Below are 22,272 nucleotides of genomic sequence, written 5' to 3'. Positions count from 1 at the left end.
GTGGACTTCGCGGCAGGCGCTGCCCGCTGGGGGCGATTTGGGCGGCGACGAGAAGCGCAGCGCCGGGGTCGGCGCGCCAGCGCGCTTCGTGATCTGACTTGCCGCGGTTGTCCGAACGCAGCGACCGCAGGTCGCGAAGTGAGTTCTGCGGCACGACCCCGGCGCGAGCATCGCAGTGGAGTCGGCCTGCAAGGCCGACCGCCGCCGAATGAGCCACCAGCGGGCAGCGCCTGCCGCGACGCTCATAGAAGGCACGAAAGCAGACACACACAGACTTCAGCTCAGGGCCGCGAAACGACGGTCGATCTCGCCGATTGAACGCAAAGTCGAATCAGTAGCGCACGCGTGCGTAGTAGGTCTGCTGCGCTGCCTCGCGCGCTTGGGCCAGCGTGTGGATGCCGCGCTCGGCCAGCAGCGGCACCAGCTTGAGGAATATCTCCGCGGTGACCATCGCATCGCCCACGGCGGTGTGGCGGCCGAGCACGTTGACGCCGAGTCGCTCGGCGATCGCCTCGAGCCGGTGCGACTCCTGCTGCGGGTGCACCACCGCCGAGAGCAGCAGCGTGTCGAGCACCGGCTGGTCGAACACCACGCCAGTGGCCGCCTGCTTCAGCTCGAGGAAGCGCATGTCGAAGGCGGCGTTGTGCGCCACCAGCACGGTGTCCTGCGCGAAGGCGTGAAAGGCCGGCAGCACCTCGGCGATCGTCGGCGCGCCGGCGACCATGTCCGGCGTGATGCCGTGGATCGGGATCGAGGCCTCGGGAATGTCGCGCCGCGGGTCGATCAGCTGCTCGAACACATCCTCGCGGCGCAGCTTGCCGGCGACGATGCGCGCCGCGCCGATCTGGAGGATCTCGTCGCCCTCGCCGGGGTTCAGGCCGGTGGTCTCGGTGTCGAACACGGTGTAGGCCAGCTCGGCCAGGCTGCGGTCGGCCAGCTCGCGCGATTGCTCGCTGGCGCGGAACAGGTCGAAGTCGTACACCTCGGGGCGGCTCTCCGTCTTGACGATCTGCGCCGCGGCGAGCTGCTCGCCGCCCGCGGCCAGCGGCAGCAGCAGGCGGAAGAAGGACTCGTGGCGCACCCGCTCGCGCTCGAACCAGAACGCGCCGTCGTGGCGTTCGATCACGTCGCGCACCGTCAGCGCCAGGCTCTCGGTGCCGATGCGCATCGCATCGGTCTCCCATCCCATCACAGTCTCGGTGCTCATCGCCTGGCCGATCCAGGCCAGGTCGAGCCGCGCACGGCCCGAGGCTTCGGCCAGGCGCAGCTGCACCATGCGGATCTGGTACTCGTCGACCAGCCGGCCAGCCAGGTAGACCAGCGCCTGCAGCAGCGAGAAGCTGTCGACCTTGAGCCACAGCGCGGCGTCGACCTCGTTGGTCGCGACGCGGCAGCCGCATTGCGCCTCGATGCGCCGCGCGGCCGCGGCCACCAGGTCGGCGCCGAGCATGTCCTCCAGCGGCCAGCGTGTCTTCATGGTCTGCGCGGTGTGGCTGGCGAGCTGCTGGATGCGCTGACTCATCGCACCCACCTCGTCGCGGATGACGCCGTGAAAGCGTTCGCGCGTGGCCGCGTCGACGTCCTCGTCGTCGAGCAGCTCCACCGCGGCCTGCAGGTTGCCCAGCGAGGCGCGGCTGCCCTCGGTCAGGCCGTGCAGCAGCGTGTCGCGCCCGGACTCGTCGGCGAAGTCGCGGGTGATGTTCTCCAGCATCAGCACGAAGCCGTTGAGCGACACCTCGCCGGGTGCCGCATCGATCTCGCGCACGGGGGCCATCTGGACGCGCAGCAACTGCCCGGCGCGCGTGCCGGTGACGAACTGCGCCGACGGGTGTGCCGCGCCGCGCTGCAGGCGCTGCTGCACGCTCTCCAGCGCATGGGCGATCAGCGCGCGATCGAACACCGCATAGATCGAGCGGCCCAGGCCGAGCAGCTCGGCGCCGCCGCCGACCGTCGGCGCGCTGGACAGCGCGCGGAACTGCGTTCGCGCGCGGCTGTTGTAGAGCAGGATGCGGCCGTCGAGGTTGCACACCACCACGCTCTGCGTCAGCTCGGCCATCAGCGCGGCCAGGCGGTTGCGTTCCTGTTCGACGCTGCGGCTGGCCTCGCGCACCTGCGCGGCGATGTCGGCGCGCAGATCGCCGCGCTGGCGGGCGAGCGCATTGATCACCTCGGCCAGCGCGCGCGTCTCGTCGCTGCCCGCGGGTTCGATCTCGCGCTGCACGTCGGCGGCGAGCAGCACGCGCGCCTCTTCCGCCAGCCGCGCCGCTGCGGCGACCCAGCGCAGGTAGACCTCGCGCGACAGCCAGCCCAGCGCCCCGGACAGCAGCAGCCAGCCGAGCAGCAGCAGCGCCGCGCGCGGCTCGAGCAAGTCGCCGAGCGCGGTCCGCTCGGCGGGCTCGAGCGTGGCCGCGAAGAGCAACCCGCCGCCGAGCGCCCACAGCGCCAGCACGGCGCCGGGCAGCAGCGCAGCGAACGCTTCGCGCTTGTCCAGCTTCATGATCCGAGCATCTCGCGCACCTTCGCGGCCAGTTCCTTGGTCGAGAACGGCTTGGTCATGTAGGCGTCGGCACCCATCGCCTGGCCCTTGGCGATGTCGGTGTCGCGGCCCTTGGCACTGAGCATCAGGATCTTCACGCCGGCCAGCGACTCGTCGGCGCGCACCGCCTGGCAAACCTCGAAGCCGCTCAGCCCCGGCATCATCACGTCGAGCAGCACGAGGTCGGGCTTCGTGCCGCGGATCGCGGCCAGGGCCGCCGGGCCATCACGCGCGATGCTCACCGCATGGCCCTCGCGCTTCATCAGGAACTCCAGCGAGATGACGATGTTCGCCTCGTCATCGGCAATCAGCACCTTCTTGCTCATCGGTTTGTCTCCTCTTCTTGTGATTGGCGCCACGGCAGCTCGACGCCGAAGCAGGCGCCCTGCCCCGGCACCGAGCGCAGCCACATGCGCCCGCCGAAATGTTCGACGATCTGGCGGCTGATCGGCAGGCCGAGGCCGGTGCCCTGCGGCCGGTTCGCCGCATCGCCGCCCTGGCGGAACTTCTCGAACACCAGTTGCTGCTGTTCCGGCGCAATGCCGGGGCCGTTGTCCTGCACCTCGATGCGCGCGGCCTGCGCATCGCTGCTCAGCGTGACGGTCACTCGGCCTGAGCCGGGCGGCACGAACTTCGCGGCGTTGGACAGCAGGTTGATCAGCACCTGCAGCAGGCGGTCGCGGTCGGCGTGCAGCACCGGCAACTGGTCGGGCTGCAGCACCGTCACCGTGCCGCCACGCTCGCGGAAGGCCTCGCCGGTGGTCTGCACCGCGTGCGCGATCAGCTCGCGCAGGTCGATCGCCTCGTGCTGCCACTGCGCGTGGCCGGACTCGATCTTCGCCATGTCCAGCACCTGGTTGACCAGGCGGCTCAGGCGCTCGGCCTCGGCCACCACCAGGCCGAGGAACTGCTGGCGCTGCTCGGCCTCCATCTGCGGGTCGTCGCGCATCAACTCGGCGAAGGCGCGGATCGAGGTCAGCGGCGTGCGCAGCTCGTGCGTGACCGAGGACATGAAGTCGTCCTTCAGGCGGTCGAGGCTCTCGAGTTGGCGGTTCAGCGCACGCACCTGCGAGGCTTCGTCGAGCATGCGCAGGATGTCTTCCACGGCCAGCGGCTCCTCCTCGACGACCGAGGCCATCACCGCGCGCGCCGAGGCGCTGCCGATCGCGCCGGCGAGCTGCGTCTCGACGTGCTGCACCAAGGCGGCGTCCGGCACGATGCGTTCGACCTCGGCCGCGCCGCTGCGCTTGGCGTAGTCGGCGAACAGCTTCGCAGACGGCTCGGCACCGAGGAAGCGGGTGGCCAGTTGCTGCAGCTCGGCCAGCCGTGCGCGGCCGCGCCAGAACAGTGGTGCCGTGCTGGCGCGCTGGAACACGTCGACGAAGAGCAGCGCTTGCGTCGCCTCTCGCGGCGACGGCGCGCGCGCAAGCGACACCGCGATGTAGGCACCGAGGTTGGCCAGCAGGCTCCACAGCAGCGCGTGGGTGAGGCTGTCCAGCCCGGTGAGCCCGAGCAACTGCTCCGGTTTGAGCAAGGCGACGCCGAACGGCCCCTCGGCGAGGAAGCCCCGGTCCAGCCAGCCCGACTTGGCGATCGAGGGCAGCAGCAGCGTCCAGGTCCACAGCAAGAAGCCGGCGGACAGGCCGGCCAGCGCCCCCGCGCGCGTGCCCCCCTTCCAGTACATGCCGCCGAGCAGCGCCGGCGCGAACTGCGCCACGGCAGCGAAGCTGATCAGGCCGATGCTGACCAGCGCATAGGCCTCGCCGGCAATGCGGAAGTAGAGGTAACCGAGCAGCAGCAGCACGACGATGACGATGCGCCGCACCAGCAGCGGTACGGCACTCAGGTCGCTCGCCGCACGGTGGCGAAGGCGCAGCAGCAGCGGCATCACCAGGTCGTTGCTGACCATGGTGGACACCGCGATGGCTTCCACGATCACCATGCCGGTGGCCGCCGACAGGCCGCCGACGAAAGCGATCAGCGCCAGCGCCGGCGCGCCGCTGGCCAGCGGCAGCGAGAGCACGAAGGTCTCGGGGTCGGCCTGGCCCGGGCCGAAGTAGAGCAGGCCGCCGAGGGCGATCGGCAGCACGAACAGGTTGATCAGCAGCAGATAGGCCGGGAAGGCCCAGGTGGCGCGCTCGACGTGGCGCTCGTCGACGTTCTCCACCACCATGACCTGGAACTGGCGCGGCAGGAACAACACCGAGAGCATCGCCAGCAACGTCAGCGCGGCCCATTGGCCACCGGCGAAGGTCGTTTCGCCGCCGAGGCCGGCGAGCGAGGCCAGTGCAGGCTGCGCCTGCGCACGCGCGAAGATGTCTGCCGGCCCGTCGAACAGGCCCCAGCAGACATAGGCGCCAATGGCCAGGAAGGCGAGCAGCTTGACCACCGACTCGAGCGCGATCGCTGCCACCATGCCCTCGTGGCGCTCGCTGGTGTCGAGGTGGCGCGTGCCGAAGGCCACGGTGAAGCCGGCCAGCACCAGCGCGATGTACAGCGTGCTGTCCTGCCACCAGGCGCTGGCGTGGCCGCTGCTCCCGGTCAACACGGCCAGGCTGCTGGCGATGGCCTTGAGCTGCAATGCGACGTAGGGCAGGATGCCGACCAGCGCGATCAGCGTCACCAGCGCGGCCAGGGCGCGGCTCTTGCCGTAGCGGCTGGCGATGAAGTCGGCGATCGAGGTGATGCGGTAGGTCCGCGCGATGCGGATCATCTTGCGCAGCACCGCGCCGGCGAGCAGCAGCGCCAGCGTCGGCCCGAGGTAGATCGGCAGGAACCACAGGCCCGAGCTGGCCGCGCGGCCGATGCTGCCGAAGTAGGTCCAGGCGGTGCAGTACACGCCCATCGACAGCGTGTAGATCCAGGCGTTGGCGATCACCGAGCGGCCCTCGCGCGCACGCCGGTCGGCCCAGTGCGCCACGGCGAAGAGCAGCAGCAGGTAGGCGAACGAAGCGGCGAGGACCAGCGCCGTGGACATCAGCCGTCGTCCTCCGGCGCCTCGGCCACCCAGGCCGCTACGGCGATCAGCAGCGCCCAGCCGCCGAACAGCGCCAGCGGCAGCAGCGGGATGCCGGCCACAGTGATCGGCCGGTCCCACAGCGTGAGCAACGGGAAGTTCAGCAGCGCCCAGCCGGCGGCGAAGAGTGCGAGGAGCCGTTGGTTGCGCAAACGTTCGGTCATCGCTCCTCCTGCATCACAAGGCGTCGAGCCGGAAACGATGGCGCAGCAGCGTGCGGAAGCGCTTGTTGATGGCCAGCGCGTCCTTCAGCTGGTCGCGGTCCATCGTGCTCAGGTCCGACGGCCGCACCAGGTTGCCGGGCGCCTCGCCGCGTTCGCGCTGGCGCAGCTGGTGGCGCAGCTTCAGGCCCATCAGGTAATGCAGCGCCTCGAGCAGGTCGCGGCCGAGTTCAGCATCGACCACGCCGCTGGCCATCAGCACGCGCAGCCGGTCGGCCGTGCCGCTCTCGCGCACGCCATGCGCCAGGCTGAGCGCGCGCACACCATGCACGATCGGAAAGGTGCCGAGCTTCTTCAGGTCCAGCGGCTGCTCGTCGCTGCGCGCGGTCAGGCGCTGCCACCAGCTCTGCGGCTCGTCGAACTGGTCGGCGGCGGCGGCAAAGCGGGCGAGGAAGGTATCGCCGCCAGCGAGGATGCGGTCGAGGTGGGCGCGCATGCCATCGAGCAGCGTGGCATCGCCGGCCACCGCCGCCGCGTCGAAGAAGATCGCCAGCTGCATCGGGCCGTCGCTGCCGCTGCCGTACACCCACTCGCGCAGCGTGTCGCGGAAGGCCGACTCGCCGCAGCGCCACAGCGGGTTGGTCAGCATGATGTTCCCCGGGCACGGCGGGTAGCCGAATTCGGCGAGCGCAGCGTTGAAGCGCGCCGCGACCTCGGCCAGTCCGGCGAACTCAAAGCCGTCGCGCAGCAGCAGCGCGTTGTCCTGGTCGGTCTTGAGGATCTGCTCACCGCGGCCTTCACTGCCCATCACCAGCAGGCAGCTGTGGGCCACCAGCTCAGCCGGCGCGAGCAGGCTCCACAGCCGCGCGAAGAGGCGGTGATTCATCTCGCCGACCAGCCGCGCGATGCGTTCGATCTTGATGCCGCCATCGTGCAGCAGCTCGACCATCGCGTCGATGCGTTGCGCCGCCGCCTTCAGGTCATCGATCGATGCCGCCTCGTCGATCTGCACCGCGACGATGTGCGAGTGGTTGGCGACGAAGCTGACCAGGTCGAGCTGGCCGAGCACGCCCAGCACCTGATCGCCGTCGCGCACCAGCAGGCGGTGCACGCGGTGGCGCACCATCATCCACAGCGCCTCGAACAGCTCGGCGTCGGCGTCGATCTCGATCAGGCCGAAACGTGCCACCTCGCGCACGGCCAGCGCCGCCGGCGGCGTGTCGCGCAGCAGCGCGTCGCGCAGGTCGGTGGTGGTGAAGATGCCCAGGCGCTCGCCGTCCTTCACGAGTGCGACGGTCAGAGCTTGCTGCGACAGCAGCCGGCACACCGACACCAGGTCGAGCGTGCCGTCGACGTAGAAGGGCTTGCGCACGTAGGCATCACGCACCTTCGCGGTGACGAGCGAGAGCATCTCGCGTTGCGATTCAGGACCGCGGCTTTCCGGCATGCGAGCGTCGAATGTGAGAACGGGACCGCAGGCAGTGTGCCCGCAGTCCCGTCCGGTGGCTTGAGATTCGTCTAGCGACGAGCCATCAGTGGCCGGAGGCTCCCGCCGCGCCGATGCCCGTCTCCGAACGCACCTGCTGGGCCAGGAACCCCGCGCGGTCTTCCTTGGCGCGCGCGCCGCGGTCGAGGATCGAGAACAGCCAGATGCCGACGAAGCCGATGGTCATCGAGAACAGCGCCGGCGAGGTGTAGGGGAACAGGGCCGAACCCTTGGGGTTGCCCAGCGTGGCTTCCCACACCGACGGCGAGACCACCGTCAGCACCACCGACGAGATCAGCCCGAGGAAGCCGCCGATCACCGCGCCCTTGGTGGTGCAGTCCTTCCACAGCACGCTCATGAAGAGCACCGGGAAGTTGGCCGAGGCCGCTATCGCGAAGGCCAGCGACACCATGAAGGCGATGTTCTGCTTCTCGAACGCGATGCCCAGCACGACGGCAACGATGCCCAGCGCGATGGTGGTCATCTTCGAGACACGCAGCTCCGAGGCGCTGTCGGCCTTGCCCTGCTTGATCACGGTGGCGTAGATGTCGTGCGACACCGCCGAGGCACCCGACAGCGTCAGGCCCGCCACCACCGCGAGGATGGTCGCGAAGGCCACCGCCGAGATGAAGCCGAGGAACACGTTGCCGCCCACCGCGTTGGCCAAGTGGATGGCGGCCATGTTGCCGCCGCCGAGCAGGCCACCCTTGGCGTCGAGGAACTGCGGGTTGGTCAGCACGAAAGTGATCGCGCCGAAGCCGATGATGAAGGTCAGCAGGTAGAAGTAGCCGATCCAGCCGGTCGCCCACATCACGCTCTTGCGCGCTTCCTTGGCCGAAGGCACGGTGAAGAAGCGCATCAGGATGTGCGGCAGGCCGGCGGTGCCGAACATCAGCGCCATGCCGAAGCTGATCGCCGAGATCGGGTCCTTCACGAAGTTGCCCGGGCCCATGATCGACTGACCCAGCGTGGCTGCTTCCTCCGGCGTCTTGCCGGCGCTGACCGCCAGGTTGGCCTTGATCTCGACCGCCTTGGCGAACATCGCCTCGGGGCTGAAGCCGAACTGCCACATCACCATGAAGGCCATGAAGGTGGCACCGCCGAGCAGCAGGCAGGCCTTGATGATCTGCACCCAGGTGGTGGCCGTCATGCCGCCGAACAGCACGTAGACCATCATCAGCCCGCCGACGATGACCACGGCGATCCAGTACTCCAGGCCGAACAGCAGCTTGATGAGCTGGCCCGCGCCGACCATCTGCGCGATCAGGTAGAACGCCACGACGACCAGCGTGCCCGAGGCCGCGAAGATGCGCACCGGCTTCTGCTCGAAGCGGAAGGCGGCCACGTCGGCGAAGGTGAACTTGCCGAGGTTGCGCAGGCGTTCGGCCATCAGGAAGGTGATGACCGGCCAGCCGACCAGGAAGCCGATCGAGTAGATCAGGCCGTCGAAGCCGGAGGCCATCACCGCGGCGGAGATACCGAGGAAGGAGGCCGCCGACATGTAGTCGCCGGCGATCGCCAGGCCATTCTGGAAGCCGGTGATGCCGCCGCCGGCGGTGTAGAAGTCGGCCGCGCTCTTGGTGCGCGCCGCGGCCCACTTGGTGATGAACAGCGTGAAGATCACGAACACGCCGAACATGCCGATGGCCGTCCAGTTGGTGGCCTGCTTCTGCGCCTGGCCGAGGTCGGCGCCGGCAGCGAGCGCGGCACCGGCCGCACCGAGCAGCGCGGCCAGCGTCAGCACGACGCGCGTCGTATTGGAGAAGCGGCTCATTTCAGCACTCCCTTGCGCACGGCGTCGGTCAGGTCGTCGTACTGGCTGTTGGCGCGCAGCACGTAGAACGCGGTGATCACGACGGTGAAGACGATGACGCCGAAGCCGATGGGAATGCCCATCGTCATCACGCCATCGCCCAGCCGCTGCGACAGGAAGGGCTTGTTGAAGGCCACCAGCATGATGAAGCCGTAGTACACGACCATCATCGCCAGCGTGAGCCACCAGCCGAAGCTGGTGCGCTTGGCCTTCAGCTCCAGGTACTTGGGGTGGGTCGAGATCTTTCGGACCAGATCGTCTTCCATGGCGTGTCTCCTCTCGTTAGATGAGCCTCAGCGAGGCCTGACGTGAATAGTCCACGATCGGACTGACCATGCTCTGACGCATAGCCAACACGGGCTGACGCGGAACTGAAGTGAAACTGACGGCGCGCGGGGCGCGCTTGATATCCGTCAGCTCAGGTGCGGGCGATGCCGGGCCGCGGCGTGGCTGCGGCGTCCCAGTCGGGACCGTCGAACCACGGGTCGCCGCGCAGGTAGGCGGCGAGCATCTCGAGCGAATCGAGACCCCAGAACAGGCGGCCATCGACCTCGATGGTCGGCACGCCGAAGATACCGCGCGCGAGGGCCGCTGCGGTGCTGTCTTTCACCGACTGCTTGACGGCCTCGCCGTCCGGGTCGCGCGCGGGCGCGAGTCGCGCGCGCAGTTCGGCCAGACGCTGCGCATCGTTGGCATCGGCCCCGCCATGCCAGACATGATGAAACACCTGTTCGCACTGCCAGCGGTTCGGCATGCCGCCCTCGGGCGCGCAGGCGTGCAGCAGGCGCAGCAACGCGAGCGGATTGAACGGGTGCTGCGCCGGCGTGTCGATCTGAACGCCGAGCCGGTGGGCTTGCCAGGCGATCTGGCGGAAGGTCCAGGCCCGCTTCGGTTCGATCTCGGCCGGGCCCTTCTGGCCCCATGCCTTGAGCAGGCCGGCGAACAGGATGGGGCGGTAGTCGACGCTGTACGACAGGCCTTCGAGCGCCTGCGGCAGCCGCTCGAATCCGAGGTAAGCGTAGGGCGAGATCGGATCGAACCAGAACTGCAGCGACTTCACGTCGTCGTGCCCTTGATGGCCGCGAGCGCCTCGCGCCGCTGCGGCAGTTGCTTCCACACGGCGCGCTTCTCGTGGTCTTCCAGCACCGACCAGACGGCGATCTCGTCGAGCGTGCGCAGGCAGCCTTCGCACCAGCCGCTGCCAACATCCATCCTGCACACGCTGATGCACGGCGAGGGCACGGTTGAATTCACCGGCGTCATGCCTGCACCACGTCGGCCACCGGCGCGCCGGTGAGCGACTCGAGTTGCGACGGACTCAGCTTGAACACGCCATTGGGATGCCCGGCCGCGGCCCAGATCTCGCCGAAGCGGAACAGCTCGCGGTCGATCAGCGTCACCGCGGGCGTGGCATGCGCGAGCGGCGAGACGCCGCCGATCGTGAAGCCGGTGCGCGCCTTGACGAAGTCGGCGTCGGCACGGCCCAGCGCGCCGACGATCGCAGCCACCTTCTTCTCGTCGACGCGCTTGTCGCCCGAGGTCACCACCAGCACCGCCACTTCGTCGGCCTTGCGACGGAAGATCACGCTCTTGGCGATCTGCCCGACCTGCACGCCGAGCGCGTCGGCTGCTTCCTGCGAGGTGCGTGCGGACACCTCAAGCCACAGCGGCGGGTGCGGGTGATCACGCTCGGCCAGCGCCTGAGTGACGCGCCTGAAGCCTTCCGGTCGTTCGGACAGAACCTCGCTCATGCAGCAGCCCTCTCGCGCTTGCTCAGCAGCGCCTTGCCGGCACGCGATACGGGCGGCCGGCCGAGCACGCCGGAGATGAAGGCGCCGGCATCGACCAGCGCGTCGAGATCGATGCCCGTCTCGACACCCAGACCGTTCAGCATGAACACCACGTCTTCGGTGGCGACGTTGCCGGTCGCGCCCTTCGCATACGGGCAGCCGCCGAGGCCGGCGACGCTGGTGTCGAAATGGTGGATGCCCATCTCCAGGCAGGCGTAGATGTTCACCAATGCCTGGCCGTAGGTGTCGTGGAAATGACCGCTGACCTCGGCGAGGGGGAAATGCTTGAGCGCGCGCTCCATCGCCGCCTGCACGCGCTTGGGGGTGCCGACGCCGATGGTGTCGGCAATGCCGCAGTGGTCGACGCCAATGGCCTTCATCAGCCTGACGACATGCTCGACCTCGTCGGCGCTCACTTCACCCTGGTAGGGACAGCCGAGCGCGCAGGACACCGCAGCACGCACCTTCAGCCCGCGCTCGTGCGCCAGCGCCACCACCGGCGCGAAGCGCTCGACCGACTCGGCGATCGAGCAATTGATGTTGCGCTGGCTGAAGGCCTCGCTGGCAGCGCCGAACACCACCACCTCGTGCGGCGTCGTGAGCAGCGCCGCCTCGAGCCCCTTCATGTTCGGCGTCAGCACCGAGTAGCGCACGTCCGCGCGCCGCACGATGCCAGCCATCACTTCGGCGTTGTCGGCCATCTGCGGCACCCACTTCGGACTGACGAAGCTGGTGACCTCGATCTCGCGCAGCCCGGCCGCCTGCAGCCGATGCACCAGCTCGACCTTGTCGGCAGTGGCCACCGGCTGCTTCTCGTTCTGCAGCCCGTCACGCGGCCCGACATCGACGATTCGCACACTCGAAGGAATCATGAAAAAAGTCTCGTGCAAAGAGGCGGGTTCACCACGTTTCCCCGCAGCTAGGGATGGTCGTAACGGCTTTGATACAGGAAGATACAACCATCGATCAGGAAGTACCTTGGACACCAGCACCCGACTCCGCCTCGCCACGCGCATCCATTTTGCGCTGCTGCGCCACTACGGCGAGAAAGTGGAGATCGGAGACCTGATGAAGGCCGAGGGTGAAGTGCGCGAGGCCATCTGGGTGTGCGAAGCCTCCGGCGACCCGACACTGGCCACCATGGCCCGGCAACTGCGCATGGCCAACGCCGAACCGACCGGCGCCGTGCCACAGGAAACGGCCTGGGCCAGCAACACCTCCGGCTTCGGCGTGTCGCGCCCTGCCGAACTGGACGTGAAGTCCGAGCCGTCGTCGAGCTGGTACAAGCCCTCGACCTGGGGCCGCCGCGGCAACGAGCCGCGCCACAGCTGAGCACCATCGCTCACGCTGCAGCCTCCAGCCGCAGCAGTTCCTCGCCTTCCAGCACCTGGTCGCCGACTGCGTAGAGCAGTTCGACCACCGTGCCATCGCAAGGCGCAGTGATGGTGTGCTCCATCTTCATCGCTTCCATCACCGCCAGCGCCTGGCCCTTCTTCACCGCGTCGCCGGCCTTTGCCAGCAGCGAGATCAGCTTGCCGGGCATCGGCGCCGTCAGGCGCCCGCCTTCGGCCGCCGCATCGCCGGCGTGGGTGATCGGGTCGATGCGGTGCAGCACGGCGCTGGCCTCGGGTGAGAACACCGCGATGCGCTCGCCGACGGTGTACACCGACAGCGTCCAGCGCCGCCCGCCGAGGGTCACGTCGTGCTGCGTGCTGCTGCGTGAGCTGGCGCCGAAGGACCAGCTGCGATCGCCGATCGCCATGACGGTCTCGCCGCGGTGCGCGCGGATCAGGGTCGCCACGTGCTGCGTGCCGCCGGCTTCGAGGTCGAAGCGACGCACCGCGGCACCGTGCAGGCGCCAGGCATCGCGCTTCGACCAGGGGTCGGCGCCCTCGGCGGCACGCTCGTGCGCGAGCTGGTGGGCGATGGCGCCGGCCGCCGCGACTTCGAGTGCCAGCGGCGGCTGGTCGAACAGCGCGGCGCGCTCGCGCTCGATCAACGCGGTGTCGAGGTCGGCCTGCGCGAACGAGCGGCTGGTGGTCACGCGACGCAGGAAGGCGACGTTGGTCTGCAGGCCGACGATGTGCGTCTGCGCGAGAGCGGCGTCCAGCTGCGCCAGCGCCTGCGCACGGTCGGCGCCCCAGACGATCAGCTTGGCGATCATCGAGTCGTAGTGCGGCGAGATGGCGTCGCCTTCGCGCACGCCGGCGTCGACGCGCACCGGCGCGCTCTGCGCGCCGACTCCTGCGTTCATGCCACGCTCGAAGTTCGTGCACACCGGCGTGCGGTACACGTCGAGCGTGCCGGTGGCCGGCAGGAAGTTGGCGTCGGGGTTCTCCGCGCAGATGCGCGCCTCGATCGCATGGCCGTGGATGCGCAACTCCTCCTGCTTCAGCGGCAGCGGCTCGCCTGCGGCCACGCGCAGCTGCCACTCGACCAGGTCCAGCCCGGTGATCGCTTCCGTCACCGGGTGCTCGACCTGCAATCGAGTGTTCATCTCCATGAAGAAGAAGCGCAGGTCGCCATCGGCCTGCGGCTCGGCGATGAACTCCACCGTGCCGGCACCGACGTAGCCCACGGCCTTCGCGGCCGACACCGCCGCCGCCCCCATCTCGCGCCGGCGGGCTTCGCTCATGCCGGGCGCGGGTGCTTCCTCCAGCACCTTCTGGTGGCGACGCTGCACCGAACAGTCGCGCTCGAACAGGTAGACGCAGTGGCCGTGGCTATCGCCAAACACCTGGATCTCGATGTGTCGCGGCCGCGTGACGTAGCGCTCGATCAGCACCGCGTCGTCACCGAAGCTGTTGCGCGCCTCACGCTGGCAGGAGGCGAGCGCGGCGTCGAACTCCTCGCCCTTGGTCACGATGCGCATGCCCTTGCCGCCGCCACCGGCGCTGGCCTTGATCAGCACCGGGTAGCCGATGCGGTCGGCCTCGCGGCGCAGCAGCGCCGGGTCCTGGTCGGCGCCGTGGTAGCCGGGCACCAGCGGCACGCCGGCCTTCTCCATCAACTGCTTCGATTCGGCCTTCAGGCCCATCGCCTTGATCGCCGAGGGCGGCGGGCCGATGAAGACCAGACCGGCGTCGGCGCAGGCCTGCGCGAAGTCCTCATTCTCGCTGAGGAAACCGTAGCCCGGGTGCACCGCCTGCGCACCGGTGGCGCGTGCGGCGTCGAGGATGCGCTCGCTGCGCAGGTAGCTGTCGCGCGGCGCATTGCCGCCGATGTGGATGGCCTCATCACAGGCGGCGACGTGCTTTGCGTCGGCGTCGGCATCCGAGTACACGGCCACGGTGCGGATGCCGAGCCTGCGCGCGGTGGCGGCAACGCGGCAGGCGATCTCCCCGCGGTTGGCAATCAGGATCTTGGTGAACATGCGGACCTCAGGTCGTGGGTTGGCCGCCACGCAGCCAGCCCGAAACGCGGCGCACGAGCGCACGCAGGAACTTTCCCAGCACCACGATCAGCGCAATGGCGATCACCAGCGCGATCGCCAGCACGACGGCCAGCGCGAGCGGGTGCGTCCACGACAGCCACAGCGCCGCCGGCACGAAGGCATCACCGAGCAGCGACAGGCCAAGGTTGGAGAAGGGCTCTGGCGAGCTGTTCGCCGCGGCGCGCGTGATCGCCTTGGCCACGTGGCTGGTGGCGGCCAGGGTGCCGCCGAGCAGCGCGGCCATCGTCGCCCAGGTGGCCTGGTCGGCACCGAAGACCGACGCGGCGAGCGCGGCCCCGGCCGGGATGCGCACCAGCGTGTGCACCAGGTCCCACAGCGTGTCGACGCCGGGAATCTTGTCGGCGAAGAACTCGACGAAGAGCATGAAGCCGCTGGCCACCAGCATCGCCGGATGCTGCAGCACCTGCAGGCCGTGCGGCAGTTCCACCCAGCCGAGGTAGCCGGCGATGCCGGTGAGGAAGACGACCAGGTACAGCCGCATGCCGCTGGCCCAGCCGAGCGCAGCAGCGATGGCGATCAGCTGGGCGGTGTCGAGCGTGGTCGGCATCGTGGTCAGCCCAGCCAGTTGGGCCCACGCTTACCGAGGAAGGACTGGATGCCTTCGCGGCCTTCGTCGCTGGCGCGGATGTCGGCAATGCGGCGTGCGGTTTCGGCGCGCAGATCGGCGTCGATGTCGCGGCCGCCGACGTCCTGCACGAGCTTCTTGCAGGCGCGCACGGCCATCGGGCCGTTGGCGACCAGCGCAGCGACCAGCTCGTCGACCTTCGTATCGAGTGCCTCGGGTGCCACCAGCTCGTGCACGAAGCCCATCGCGTGCGCCTGTGCGGCGGAGAAACGCTCGGCGGTGACGAACCAGCGCCGCGCCGCCTGCTCGCCCATGGCCTTGACGACATACGGCCCGATGGTCGCCGGCAGCAGGCCGAGCTTCGCCTCGCTGAGGCAGAACTGGACACCTTCGGCGGCGACCAGCACGTCGCACACCGCCGCGAGGCCGAGGCCACCGGCGTAGCAGTCACCGTGGATGCGGCCGACCACCGGCACCGGGCAGCTGTAGATGGTCCACAGCATGTCGGCCAGCGCCTGCGCATCGGCGCGGTTCTGCTCCCAGCTGTAGCCGGCCATCGCGCGCATCCAGTTCAGGTCGGCGCCGGCGCAGAAGGCCTTGCCGTGGCCGCCGAGCACGATGCAGCGCAGCGTCGCGTCCGCGCCCAGCCCGGCGAAAGCCTGGGTCAGCTCGCCGATCACGCCGTCGTTGAAGGCGTTGCGCACCTCGGGGCGGTTCAGGTAGACACGGGCCACATGGCCTTCGCGTTGAACGTCGAGGGTTGTCGTGGTCATGGCGTCGTCAATAGCGTTTGGCGGCCTCGTCGAGCATCACCTCGGTGGCGCCGCCGCCGATGGCGAGGATGCGCGCGTCGCGCCACAGCCGTTCGATCGCTGTGCCGCGCATGTAGCCCATGCCACCGTGGAACTGCTGGCAGGCCTGCACCACCTCGTTGACCAGCTCGCCGGTGAGCGCCTTGAGCATGGACACGTCCTGCACCACGCGGTTCCAATCATGCCCCTGCGTGACCAGCCAGCCGCAGTGGTAGAGGTACTGGCGCGCGGCGCGCACCTTGGCGTCGAGCATCGCCAGCCGCTGCCGCACCACCTGCTTGTCGAACAGCGTGGCGCCGAACGCCCGGCGGTCGCGCACGTACTCGAGCGTCATCTTCAGCGCCTGCGTGCAGTGGCCGATCGCCATCGCCGACAGCGCGATGCGCTCGGTCTGGAAGTTCTTCATCACCGAGTAGAAGCCCTTGTCCTGCTCGCCCAGCAGGTTCGCGGCCGGGATGCGGCAGTCGTCGAACACCAGCTCGGCGGTGTCGGACGACAGCCATCCCGTCTTCTCCAGCGAACGTCCGACCGTGAAGCCCGGTGCTCCCTTCTCGACGATGAACATCGAGATCGCGTGCCGCGCCGTGCCGGTGCGCGCGGCGATGAAGTACAGGTCGGCGTGCACGCCGTTGGTGATGAAGAGCTTGCTGCCGCTAAGCACCCAGTGATCGCCATCGCGCCTGGCGCTGGTCTTGAGCCCCGCCACGTCCGAGCCGGCGCCCGGTTCGGTGATGCCGACCGCGGTGATCGTGCGGCCTGCCGTCACACCCGGCATGTACTTCGCCTGCTGCGCCGCACTGCCGGCGTGGTGCAGGTGCGGGCTGGCCATGTCGGTGTGCACGAGCACGGTGATGATGAAGCCGCCGTAGGTGGACTGCGACAGCGCCTCGGCGAACACCAGGTTGGTCAGCGCATCCGCTTCCGCCCCGCCGTGCTGTGAGGAATACATCAGCCCGAGCAGGCCAGCCTCGCCCATCTTGCGCAGCACCTCGCGCGGCACGCAACCGTCGCGCTCCCACTGCTCGGCGAACGGCTCCACCTCACGCGCCAGGAAGCGCGAGACCTGCTCGCGCAGCTGCTCGTGTTCGTGGCTCAGGTAGATGTTGTCCATGCGCTTCGCCTCACATGCGGAACACGCCGAACTTCGGATCCGGGATCGGCGCATTCAGGCTGGCGCTGAGCGCCAGTGCCAGCACGCGCCGTGTGTCGGCCGGATCGATCACGCCGTCGTCCCACAGCCTGGCGCTGGCGTAGTACGGGTGGCCCTGGTGCTCGAACTGGTCGAGGATGGGCTGCTTGAACGCTGCCTCTTCCTGCGCCGACCAGGTTCCGCCCTTGGCCTCGATGCCGTCGCGCCTGACGGTGGCCAGCACGCTCGCCGCCTGCTCGCCGCCCATCACGTTGATGCGCGCGTTCGGCCACATCCACAGGAAGCGAGGGCTGTAGGCGCGCCCGCACATGCCGTAGTTGCCGGCGCCGAAGCTGCCACCGATGATGACGGTGAACTTCGGCACGTTGACGGTGGAAACAGCCGTGACCATCTTCGCGCCGTGCTTGGCGATGCCTTCGCTCTCGTACTTGCGGCCGACCATGAAGCCGGTGATGTTCTGCAGGAAGATCAGCGGGATCTTGCGCTGGCCGCACAGCTCGATGAAGTGCGCACCCTTCTGCGCACTCTCGCTGAACAGCACGCCGTTGTTGGCGACGATGCCCACCGGCATGCCCTCGATGTGCGCGAAGCCGGTGACCAGCGTAGTGCCGTATCGCGCCTTGAACTCGTCGAACTCGGAGCCGTCGACGATGCGGGCGATGATCTCGTGCACGTCATAGGGCTTGCGCGCATCGGTCGGGATGATGCCGTGCAGTTCACTCGCATCGAACAGCGGCGGCCGCGGCGCGGCGAGGCGCTGCTCATGCGCCTTGCGCCAGTTCAGGTTGGCCACCGAGGCGCGCGCGATCGCCAGCGCATGGGTGTCGTTGCTCGCCAGGTGGTCGGCCACGCCGGACAGGCGCGTGTGCACGTCGCCGCCACCCAGGTCCTCGGCGCTGACCACCTCGCCGATCGCCGCCTTCACCAGCGGCGGGCCGGCGAGGAAGATGGTGCCCTGGTTCTTCACGATGATCGACTCGTCGCTCATCGCCGGCATGTAGGCGCCTCCCGCTGTGCACGAGCCCATCACCACCGCGATCTGCGGGATGCCCAACGCGCTCATGTTGGCCTGGTTGAAGAAGATGCGGCCGAAGTGATCGCGGTCGGGGAACACCTCGTCCTGGTTCGGCAGGTTGGCGCCGCCGGAATCGACCAGGTAGATGCACGGCAGGCGGTTCTGCATCGCGATCTCCTGCGCGCGCAGGTGCTTCTTCACCGTCATCGGGAAGTAGGTGCCGCCCTTCACCGTGGCGTCGTTGCACACGACCATGCACTCGACGCCGGCCACACGCCCGATGCCGGCGATCAGGCCGGCGCCGGGGGCGGCGTCCTGGCCGCCCTTCTCCTTGTACATGTCGAGCGCGGCCAGCGGCGCCACCTCGAGGAAGGGCGTGTCGGGGTCGAGCAGCATCTCGACGCGCTCGCGCGGCAGCAGCTTGCCGCGCGCCACGTGCTTGGCGCGCGCCGCCTCGCCGCCACCCTGGGCAATCTGCGCGAGCTTCGCGTTCAGGTCGTCGACCAGCGCGCGCATCGCCGCGGCATTGGCCTTGAAGTCCTCGGAGCGGGGGCTGAGGTTGGAGGCGAGAACGGGCATGGGGTCTCCACGGAGCAGCCGACTGTGGCACCGGATCAGCGGTTGACGTTTACGTAAACGTCAACTTTGGATTCTAGCGGCGCCGCGTGGTGTGACCAGCCCTGCGGCTTACCCGTACACGTCGCCCTCGCGCCAGCCGAGTTCGACCATGTCGGCGCTGCGCAGCGGCGCGTCGCTGGGCATCAGGAACTCGTCGAGCTGGGGCGGTGCCACGGCGGTGGCCGACAGCATCGCGTGCACCTGGCCGCGGTGGTGCGTCTGGTGCATGAACAGGTGGGCGAGCACGTGAGCGGCGCGGTCGCGCTGCACATGGTCGCCGCGGTCCATCTCGACCATCGCGGCACAACCCGCGTCGGTCAGCGTTTCGCACCAGGCGATCAGCCGCTCGTCGCTGGCGCGCTGCCGCCGCGCGAGTTCGTCCAGCGTCGCCGCCGGTACGAACGCCCGGTAAACCGCGGGCAGATCGGCATCGCCATGCAGCGCGCCGATGTAGTACGCATCGACGACAAGGATGTGGTTCAGCGTCGCCGCCAGGCTCGGGAAGAAGCTCACCCGCGGCGCGTGGAACTCGGCCGGCGCGAGCGCCTCCATCGCGCCATGCAGCCGATGGTTGGCGAGCCGGTTGGCGCGCGCCTGGATGCGCAACTGCCCGGCCAGCGTGAGCATCAGAACGGCCCCTTCTCGAGCCAGCGCTCGATCTGCGGCCGGCGGTCGTTGCCCCAGAAGGGCTCGCCGTCGACCATGAAGAAGGGCGCGCCGAACACGCCGGCGGCGATGGCGGCTTCGTTCTCCGCCTTCAGTCGCGACTTCCAGACGGGATCGTTCCACGCCGCTTCGGCCGCTCCGGCCTCGAGGCCGAAGTCGACGGCAAGCTGGCCCAGCTGCGCCGGGTCGCTCAAGTCGACGCCGCGCGCGAAGTAGGCACGCAGGCAGTGCCTGGCCCATTGCGCGGCGCGGTCGCGGTCCTGCGCGGCCAGCCACCAGAACACCCGCGCCGCGTTCTGCGTCGGGATCGGGAAGACCGGAGGGTTCTTCAGCGGCACGCCGGCGAAGCGCGCCGAGCGCTCGAAGTCGTGCAACGAGTACTCGCGCTTGATCGGGTGGGCCACCGGCGGCTTGAGCTCGGCAGCCTGGAAGGTGGCGCCGAGCAGGATGGCCTTCCAGACCACCGTGCGCCCGTGGCGCGCCGCGAGCGCCTCGACCCACTCGGAGGCGATGTACGAGTAGGGCGACGAGAAGTCGAAGTAGAAGTCGATGCTGCGCGGCATGGGCGTGTTCATGCAGCCAGCGTAGCGCCACCGTTGACCCTTGTCATGTCGGCAGCAACCCTGCCGGATAGCATCGCCGCGATGGGGTTGTCATTCGTCGTGGTGATCGTCGCGCTGGCCGTCGCGCTTGCGTTGCGGCCATGGCGGCAGTTGCGCGGCGCGCCGATCTGGCACCCCTGGCTCGCCTGCCTGGTGTTGCTGCCCTGGCTGTGGGCGGCGCAGCGCGTGATGCCCGGCGGCGTGGCGGTGCAGCTCTCCGGTGCCTGCCTGATGGTGCTGATGCTCGGCTGGCCGCTGGCGGTGCTCAGTCTGGTGCCGATCGCCGCGCTCGGCGCCTGGCTGGGCGGCATTGCCTGGCCGATGGCGCTCGATCATCTGGCCTGGAACGGCATCGTGGCGGCCACGCTCGCGCTGGCGATCGGCCTGGCAACGCGGCGCTGGTTGCCGAACCATCCTTTCGTGTTCATCCTCGGCCGCGGCTTCATCGTTACCGCGCTGGCGATGATGGCGGCCGGCACGATGTCGGCCTACCTGACCCCGCCATCCGAGAGCACCGAGATCGGCTCGGTGCTGCTCGGCCACTGGCTGATGGCCTGGGGCGAGGCCTTCTCCACCGGCATGCTGGTGGCGATCTTCGTGGCGTTCAAGCCGCAGTGGCTGGCGACCTGGTCGGACGCGCGCTACCTGCCGAAGGACTGAGCACTGCAGCGGCGCCGAGCGCCAGGCCGCTCCCCAGCCGGTCCGCGCGCCCTCGGGCGGGGAAATTTCATCCGCGCCAGAACTGCGGCGTGAACAGCACCAGCACCGCCAGCAGTTCCAGCCGGCCGAGCAGCATGCCGAAGGTGCAGACCCAGATCTGGAAGTCGCTGAGCCCGCCGTAGTTGACTGCCGGCCCGACCTCGCCGAGGCCCGGGCCGATGTTGTTGACGCAGGCGATCACCGCCGTGAACGCGGTCACCACGTCCAGGCCGCTGAACAACAACAGCATGGTCAACGCCACCAGCGAGGCGCCGTAGACCATCATGTAGGCAATCACGCTCTGGATCACCCGCGGGCTCACGGCCGAGCCGCCGATCACCACCGGGTTGACCACGTTCGGATGCACGATGCGCACCAGTTCGCGCTGCGACTGCTTGAGCAGCAGGATCATGCGGACCATCTTGATGCCGCCGCCGGTGGAGCCAGCGCAGGTGGCGAAGCAGCCGAGCAGGATCATCAGCAGCGGCGCGAACAGCGGCCACTGCGCGTAGTCGTAGGAGGCGTAGCCGGTCGTCGTGGCGATCGAGACGACGTGGAAGACGGTGTGGCGAAAGGACTGCTCGAAGTCGGGATAGACGCCGTTGACCGTCAGGTAGATCGAGATCAGCGCGATGGTGCCCAGCACGACGAGGTAGAAGGCCCGCACCTCGACGTTGTTCCACAGCACGCGCAGCGAACGCTGCTTCCAGGCCACGAAGTAGAGCGCGAAGCTCACGCCCGACAGCATCATGAAGACCACCGCCACAATCTCGATGGTCGGCGAGTTCCAGTAGCCGAAGCTCAGGTCGTGCGACGAGAAGCCGCCCAGGCCCATCGTCGTGCACATGTGCATGAAGGCGTCCGCCCAGCTCATGCCGGCCCAGCGGTAGGCGAAGAAGCAGGCGATCGACACCACGAAATACACCGCCCACAAGCCGCGCGCCGTCTCGGCGATGCGTGGCGTGAGCTTGGCGTCCTTCATCGGGCCGGCGGTCTCGGCCTTGAAGAGCTGCGCGCCGCCCACGCCGAGCAGCGGCAGGATGGCCACCGCCAGCACGATGATGCCCAGGCCGCCGATCAGCATCATGAAGCAGCGCCAGACGTTGACCGACAGCGGCAGCGCATCCAGCCCGCTGAGCACCGTTGCGCCGGTGGCGGTGAAGCCCGACATCGATTCGAAGTAGGCGTCGGTGACGCTCAGCCCCGGTATCGCCAGCAACAGCGGAATTGCGCCGAAGGCCGGCAGCGTCAGCCAGGTCAGGCCGACCAGCACGAAGCCGTCGCGCGGCTGCAGTTCGCGGCGGAAGCGCCGCGTCGCCAGGCTCATCAGCACGCCACAGCCGAAGGTGATCGCCGTGCCGACGAGGAAGGCGTTCTCGGCCGGGTCGTGCTCCGCCAGCGCGAAGGCCAGCGGCACCCCCATCAGCAGCGCGAACAGCACCACCATGCGGCCGACGAGCGCGACGACGGCGAGCGGAGAACTCATCTCAGCGGCGCCCGGCCGCCCGAAGCCGCTGAGCGCCCCCTCGGGGGGGCAGCGAGCGCAAGCGAACTTGGGGGCGTCATTTCAGAACATGAAGGTCGCGCCGACCTGGAACAGTTTCTCGATCTCGCGCACCATGCGCTTGCGCGGCACGAAGACGATCACGTGGTCATCGCTCTCGATCACGGTGTCGTGGTGCGGGATGATGACCTTCTGGAAGACCTCGGCGTCGTGGACGGTGCGCACGATCGCACCGATCTGCGCGCCGCTGGGCAGCGGCAGCTCCTCGATGCGCCGGCCGACCACCTTCGACGACTTGCGGTCGCCGTGGGCCACCGCCTCGAGCGCCTCGGCGGCGCCGCGGCGCAGGCTGTAGACCGCCTCGACGTCGCCTCGCCGCACATAG

Annotated in this window: 22 protein-coding genes; 2 read left to right on the top strand and 20 right to left on the bottom strand. The window is 69.0% G+C overall.

Annotated features, from left to right (window positions below):
• Window positions 1-331: 331 nt before the first annotated feature.
• The 11 genes from AAG801_RS26440 to AAG801_RS26390 form a co-directional block, all read right to left on the bottom strand.
• A complete protein-coding gene (locus tag AAG801_RS26440) occupies window positions 332-2,497 on the bottom strand; it encodes an exonuclease domain-containing protein (RefSeq protein ID WP_341891057.1) in 2,166 nt (721 codons plus the stop codon).
• A complete protein-coding gene (locus tag AAG801_RS26435; RefSeq protein ID WP_341891056.1) occupies window positions 2,494-2,862 on the bottom strand; it encodes a response regulator in 369 nt (122 codons plus the stop codon). Before AAG801_RS26435 ends, AAG801_RS26440 begins: the two co-directional genes overlap by 4 nt.
• Window positions 2,859-5,513 carry a sensor histidine kinase gene (locus AAG801_RS26430; protein WP_341891055.1) on the bottom strand — a complete coding sequence of 885 codons (2,655 nt, stop codon included), beginning with the start codon at window positions 5,511-5,513 and terminating at the stop codon, window positions 2,859-2,861. The genes AAG801_RS26435 and AAG801_RS26430 overlap by 4 nt, the downstream gene beginning before the upstream one ends.
• Window positions 5,513-5,716 (bottom strand): hypothetical protein, encoded by a 204-nt coding sequence (locus AAG801_RS26425; RefSeq protein ID WP_341891054.1) that lies wholly within the window; start codon window positions 5,714-5,716, stop codon window positions 5,513-5,515. The genes AAG801_RS26430 and AAG801_RS26425 overlap by 1 nt, the downstream gene beginning before the upstream one ends.
• Window positions 5,717-5,729: 13 nt before the next feature.
• Window positions 5,730-7,124 (bottom strand): putative nucleotidyltransferase substrate binding domain-containing protein, encoded by a 1,395-nt coding sequence (locus tag AAG801_RS26420; protein WP_341891053.1) that lies wholly within the window; start codon window positions 7,122-7,124, stop codon window positions 5,730-5,732.
• Between the two features lie 121 nt (window positions 7,125-7,245).
• Window positions 7,246-8,973, bottom strand: coding sequence for a cation acetate symporter (locus tag AAG801_RS26415; RefSeq protein ID WP_341891052.1), 1,728 nt, complete (start codon window positions 8,971-8,973; stop codon window positions 7,246-7,248).
• Window positions 8,970-9,278 (bottom strand): DUF485 domain-containing protein, encoded by a 309-nt coding sequence (locus tag AAG801_RS26410; RefSeq protein WP_341891051.1) that lies wholly within the window; start codon window positions 9,276-9,278, stop codon window positions 8,970-8,972. Before AAG801_RS26410 ends, AAG801_RS26415 begins: the two co-directional genes overlap by 4 nt.
• 152 nt (window positions 9,279-9,430) lie before the next feature.
• The gene (locus tag AAG801_RS26405) at window positions 9,431-10,072 is read right to left on the bottom strand and encodes a 2-hydroxychromene-2-carboxylate isomerase (RefSeq protein ID WP_341891050.1); all 642 of its coding nucleotides are present in this window, start codon (window positions 10,070-10,072) and stop codon (window positions 9,431-9,433) included.
• The gene (locus AAG801_RS26400; RefSeq protein WP_341891049.1) at window positions 10,069-10,275 is read right to left on the bottom strand and encodes a DUF1289 domain-containing protein; all 207 of its coding nucleotides are present in this window, start codon (window positions 10,273-10,275) and stop codon (window positions 10,069-10,071) included. Before AAG801_RS26400 ends, AAG801_RS26405 begins: the two co-directional genes overlap by 4 nt.
• Entirely contained in the window at window positions 10,272-10,763 is a 492-nt protein-coding gene (locus AAG801_RS26395; protein WP_341891048.1) for a YbaK/EbsC family protein, read from the bottom strand. The genes AAG801_RS26400 and AAG801_RS26395 overlap by 4 nt, the downstream gene beginning before the upstream one ends.
• A complete protein-coding gene (locus AAG801_RS26390; RefSeq protein ID WP_341891047.1) occupies window positions 10,760-11,674 on the bottom strand; it encodes a hydroxymethylglutaryl-CoA lyase in 915 nt (304 codons plus the stop codon). Before AAG801_RS26390 ends, AAG801_RS26395 begins: the two co-directional genes overlap by 4 nt.
• Window positions 11,675-11,780: 106 nt before the next feature.
• Between AAG801_RS26390 and AAG801_RS26385 the strand changes: the two genes are divergently transcribed.
• On the top strand, window positions 11,781-12,134 hold the full coding sequence (locus AAG801_RS26385; protein WP_341891046.1) for a hypothetical protein: 354 nt from the start codon (window positions 11,781-11,783) through the stop codon (window positions 12,132-12,134).
• 10 nt (window positions 12,135-12,144) lie between these two features.
• Here the strand turns inward: AAG801_RS26385 and AAG801_RS26380 are convergent, their stop codons facing one another.
• From AAG801_RS26380 to AAG801_RS26350, 7 genes are all read right to left on the bottom strand, one after another.
• A complete protein-coding gene (locus AAG801_RS26380; protein ID WP_341891045.1) occupies window positions 12,145-14,175 on the bottom strand; it encodes an acetyl/propionyl/methylcrotonyl-CoA carboxylase subunit alpha in 2,031 nt (676 codons plus the stop codon).
• 7 nt (window positions 14,176-14,182) lie between these two features.
• Window positions 14,183-14,803, bottom strand: coding sequence for a DUF4126 domain-containing protein (locus AAG801_RS26375; RefSeq protein ID WP_341891044.1), 621 nt, complete (start codon window positions 14,801-14,803; stop codon window positions 14,183-14,185).
• Between the two features lie 5 nt (window positions 14,804-14,808).
• Window positions 14,809-15,594 (bottom strand): enoyl-CoA hydratase/isomerase family protein, encoded by a 786-nt coding sequence (locus AAG801_RS26370; protein ID WP_341891043.1) that lies wholly within the window; start codon window positions 15,592-15,594, stop codon window positions 14,809-14,811.
• A gap of 7 nt (window positions 15,595-15,601) precedes the next feature.
• Window positions 15,602-16,744 (bottom strand): acyl-CoA dehydrogenase family protein, encoded by a 1,143-nt coding sequence (locus AAG801_RS26365; RefSeq protein WP_341891042.1) that lies wholly within the window; start codon window positions 16,742-16,744, stop codon window positions 15,602-15,604.
• A 10-nt stretch (window positions 16,745-16,754) separates the two neighbouring features.
• A complete protein-coding gene (locus tag AAG801_RS26360; protein ID WP_341891041.1) occupies window positions 16,755-18,377 on the bottom strand; it encodes a carboxyl transferase domain-containing protein in 1,623 nt (540 codons plus the stop codon).
• A gap of 108 nt (window positions 18,378-18,485) precedes the next feature.
• On the bottom strand, window positions 18,486-19,043 hold the full coding sequence (locus AAG801_RS26355; RefSeq protein WP_341891040.1) for a DinB family protein: 558 nt from the start codon (window positions 19,041-19,043) through the stop codon (window positions 18,486-18,488).
• Entirely contained in the window at window positions 19,043-19,657 is a 615-nt protein-coding gene (locus AAG801_RS26350; RefSeq protein WP_341891039.1) for a 2-hydroxychromene-2-carboxylate isomerase, read from the bottom strand. The genes AAG801_RS26355 and AAG801_RS26350 overlap by 1 nt, the downstream gene beginning before the upstream one ends.
• 33 nt (window positions 19,658-19,690) lie before the next feature.
• On the opposite strand from AAG801_RS26350, the gene AAG801_RS26345 reads away from it, so the two are divergent.
• Window positions 19,691-20,344, top strand: a complete 654-nt coding sequence (locus tag AAG801_RS26345; RefSeq protein WP_341891038.1) for a hypothetical protein — start codon at window positions 19,691-19,693, stop codon at window positions 20,342-20,344.
• A 67-nt stretch (window positions 20,345-20,411) separates the two neighbouring features.
• Here the strand turns inward: AAG801_RS26345 and AAG801_RS26340 are convergent, their stop codons facing one another.
• Both AAG801_RS26340 and AAG801_RS26335 read right to left on the bottom strand, forming a co-directional pair.
• Window positions 20,412-21,869 carry a potassium transporter TrkG gene (locus AAG801_RS26340; RefSeq protein ID WP_341891037.1) on the bottom strand — a complete coding sequence of 486 codons (1,458 nt, stop codon included), beginning with the start codon at window positions 21,867-21,869 and terminating at the stop codon, window positions 20,412-20,414.
• An 81-nt stretch (window positions 21,870-21,950) separates the two neighbouring features.
• The coding region (locus AAG801_RS26335; protein WP_341891036.1) for a TrkA C-terminal domain-containing protein at window positions 21,951-22,272 on the bottom strand (322 nt) is incomplete at its 5' end.

The sequence above is a fragment of the Variovorax sp. YR752 genome (assembly GCF_943372545.1).
This window is presented reverse-complemented; position numbering and strand designations above follow the sequence as displayed.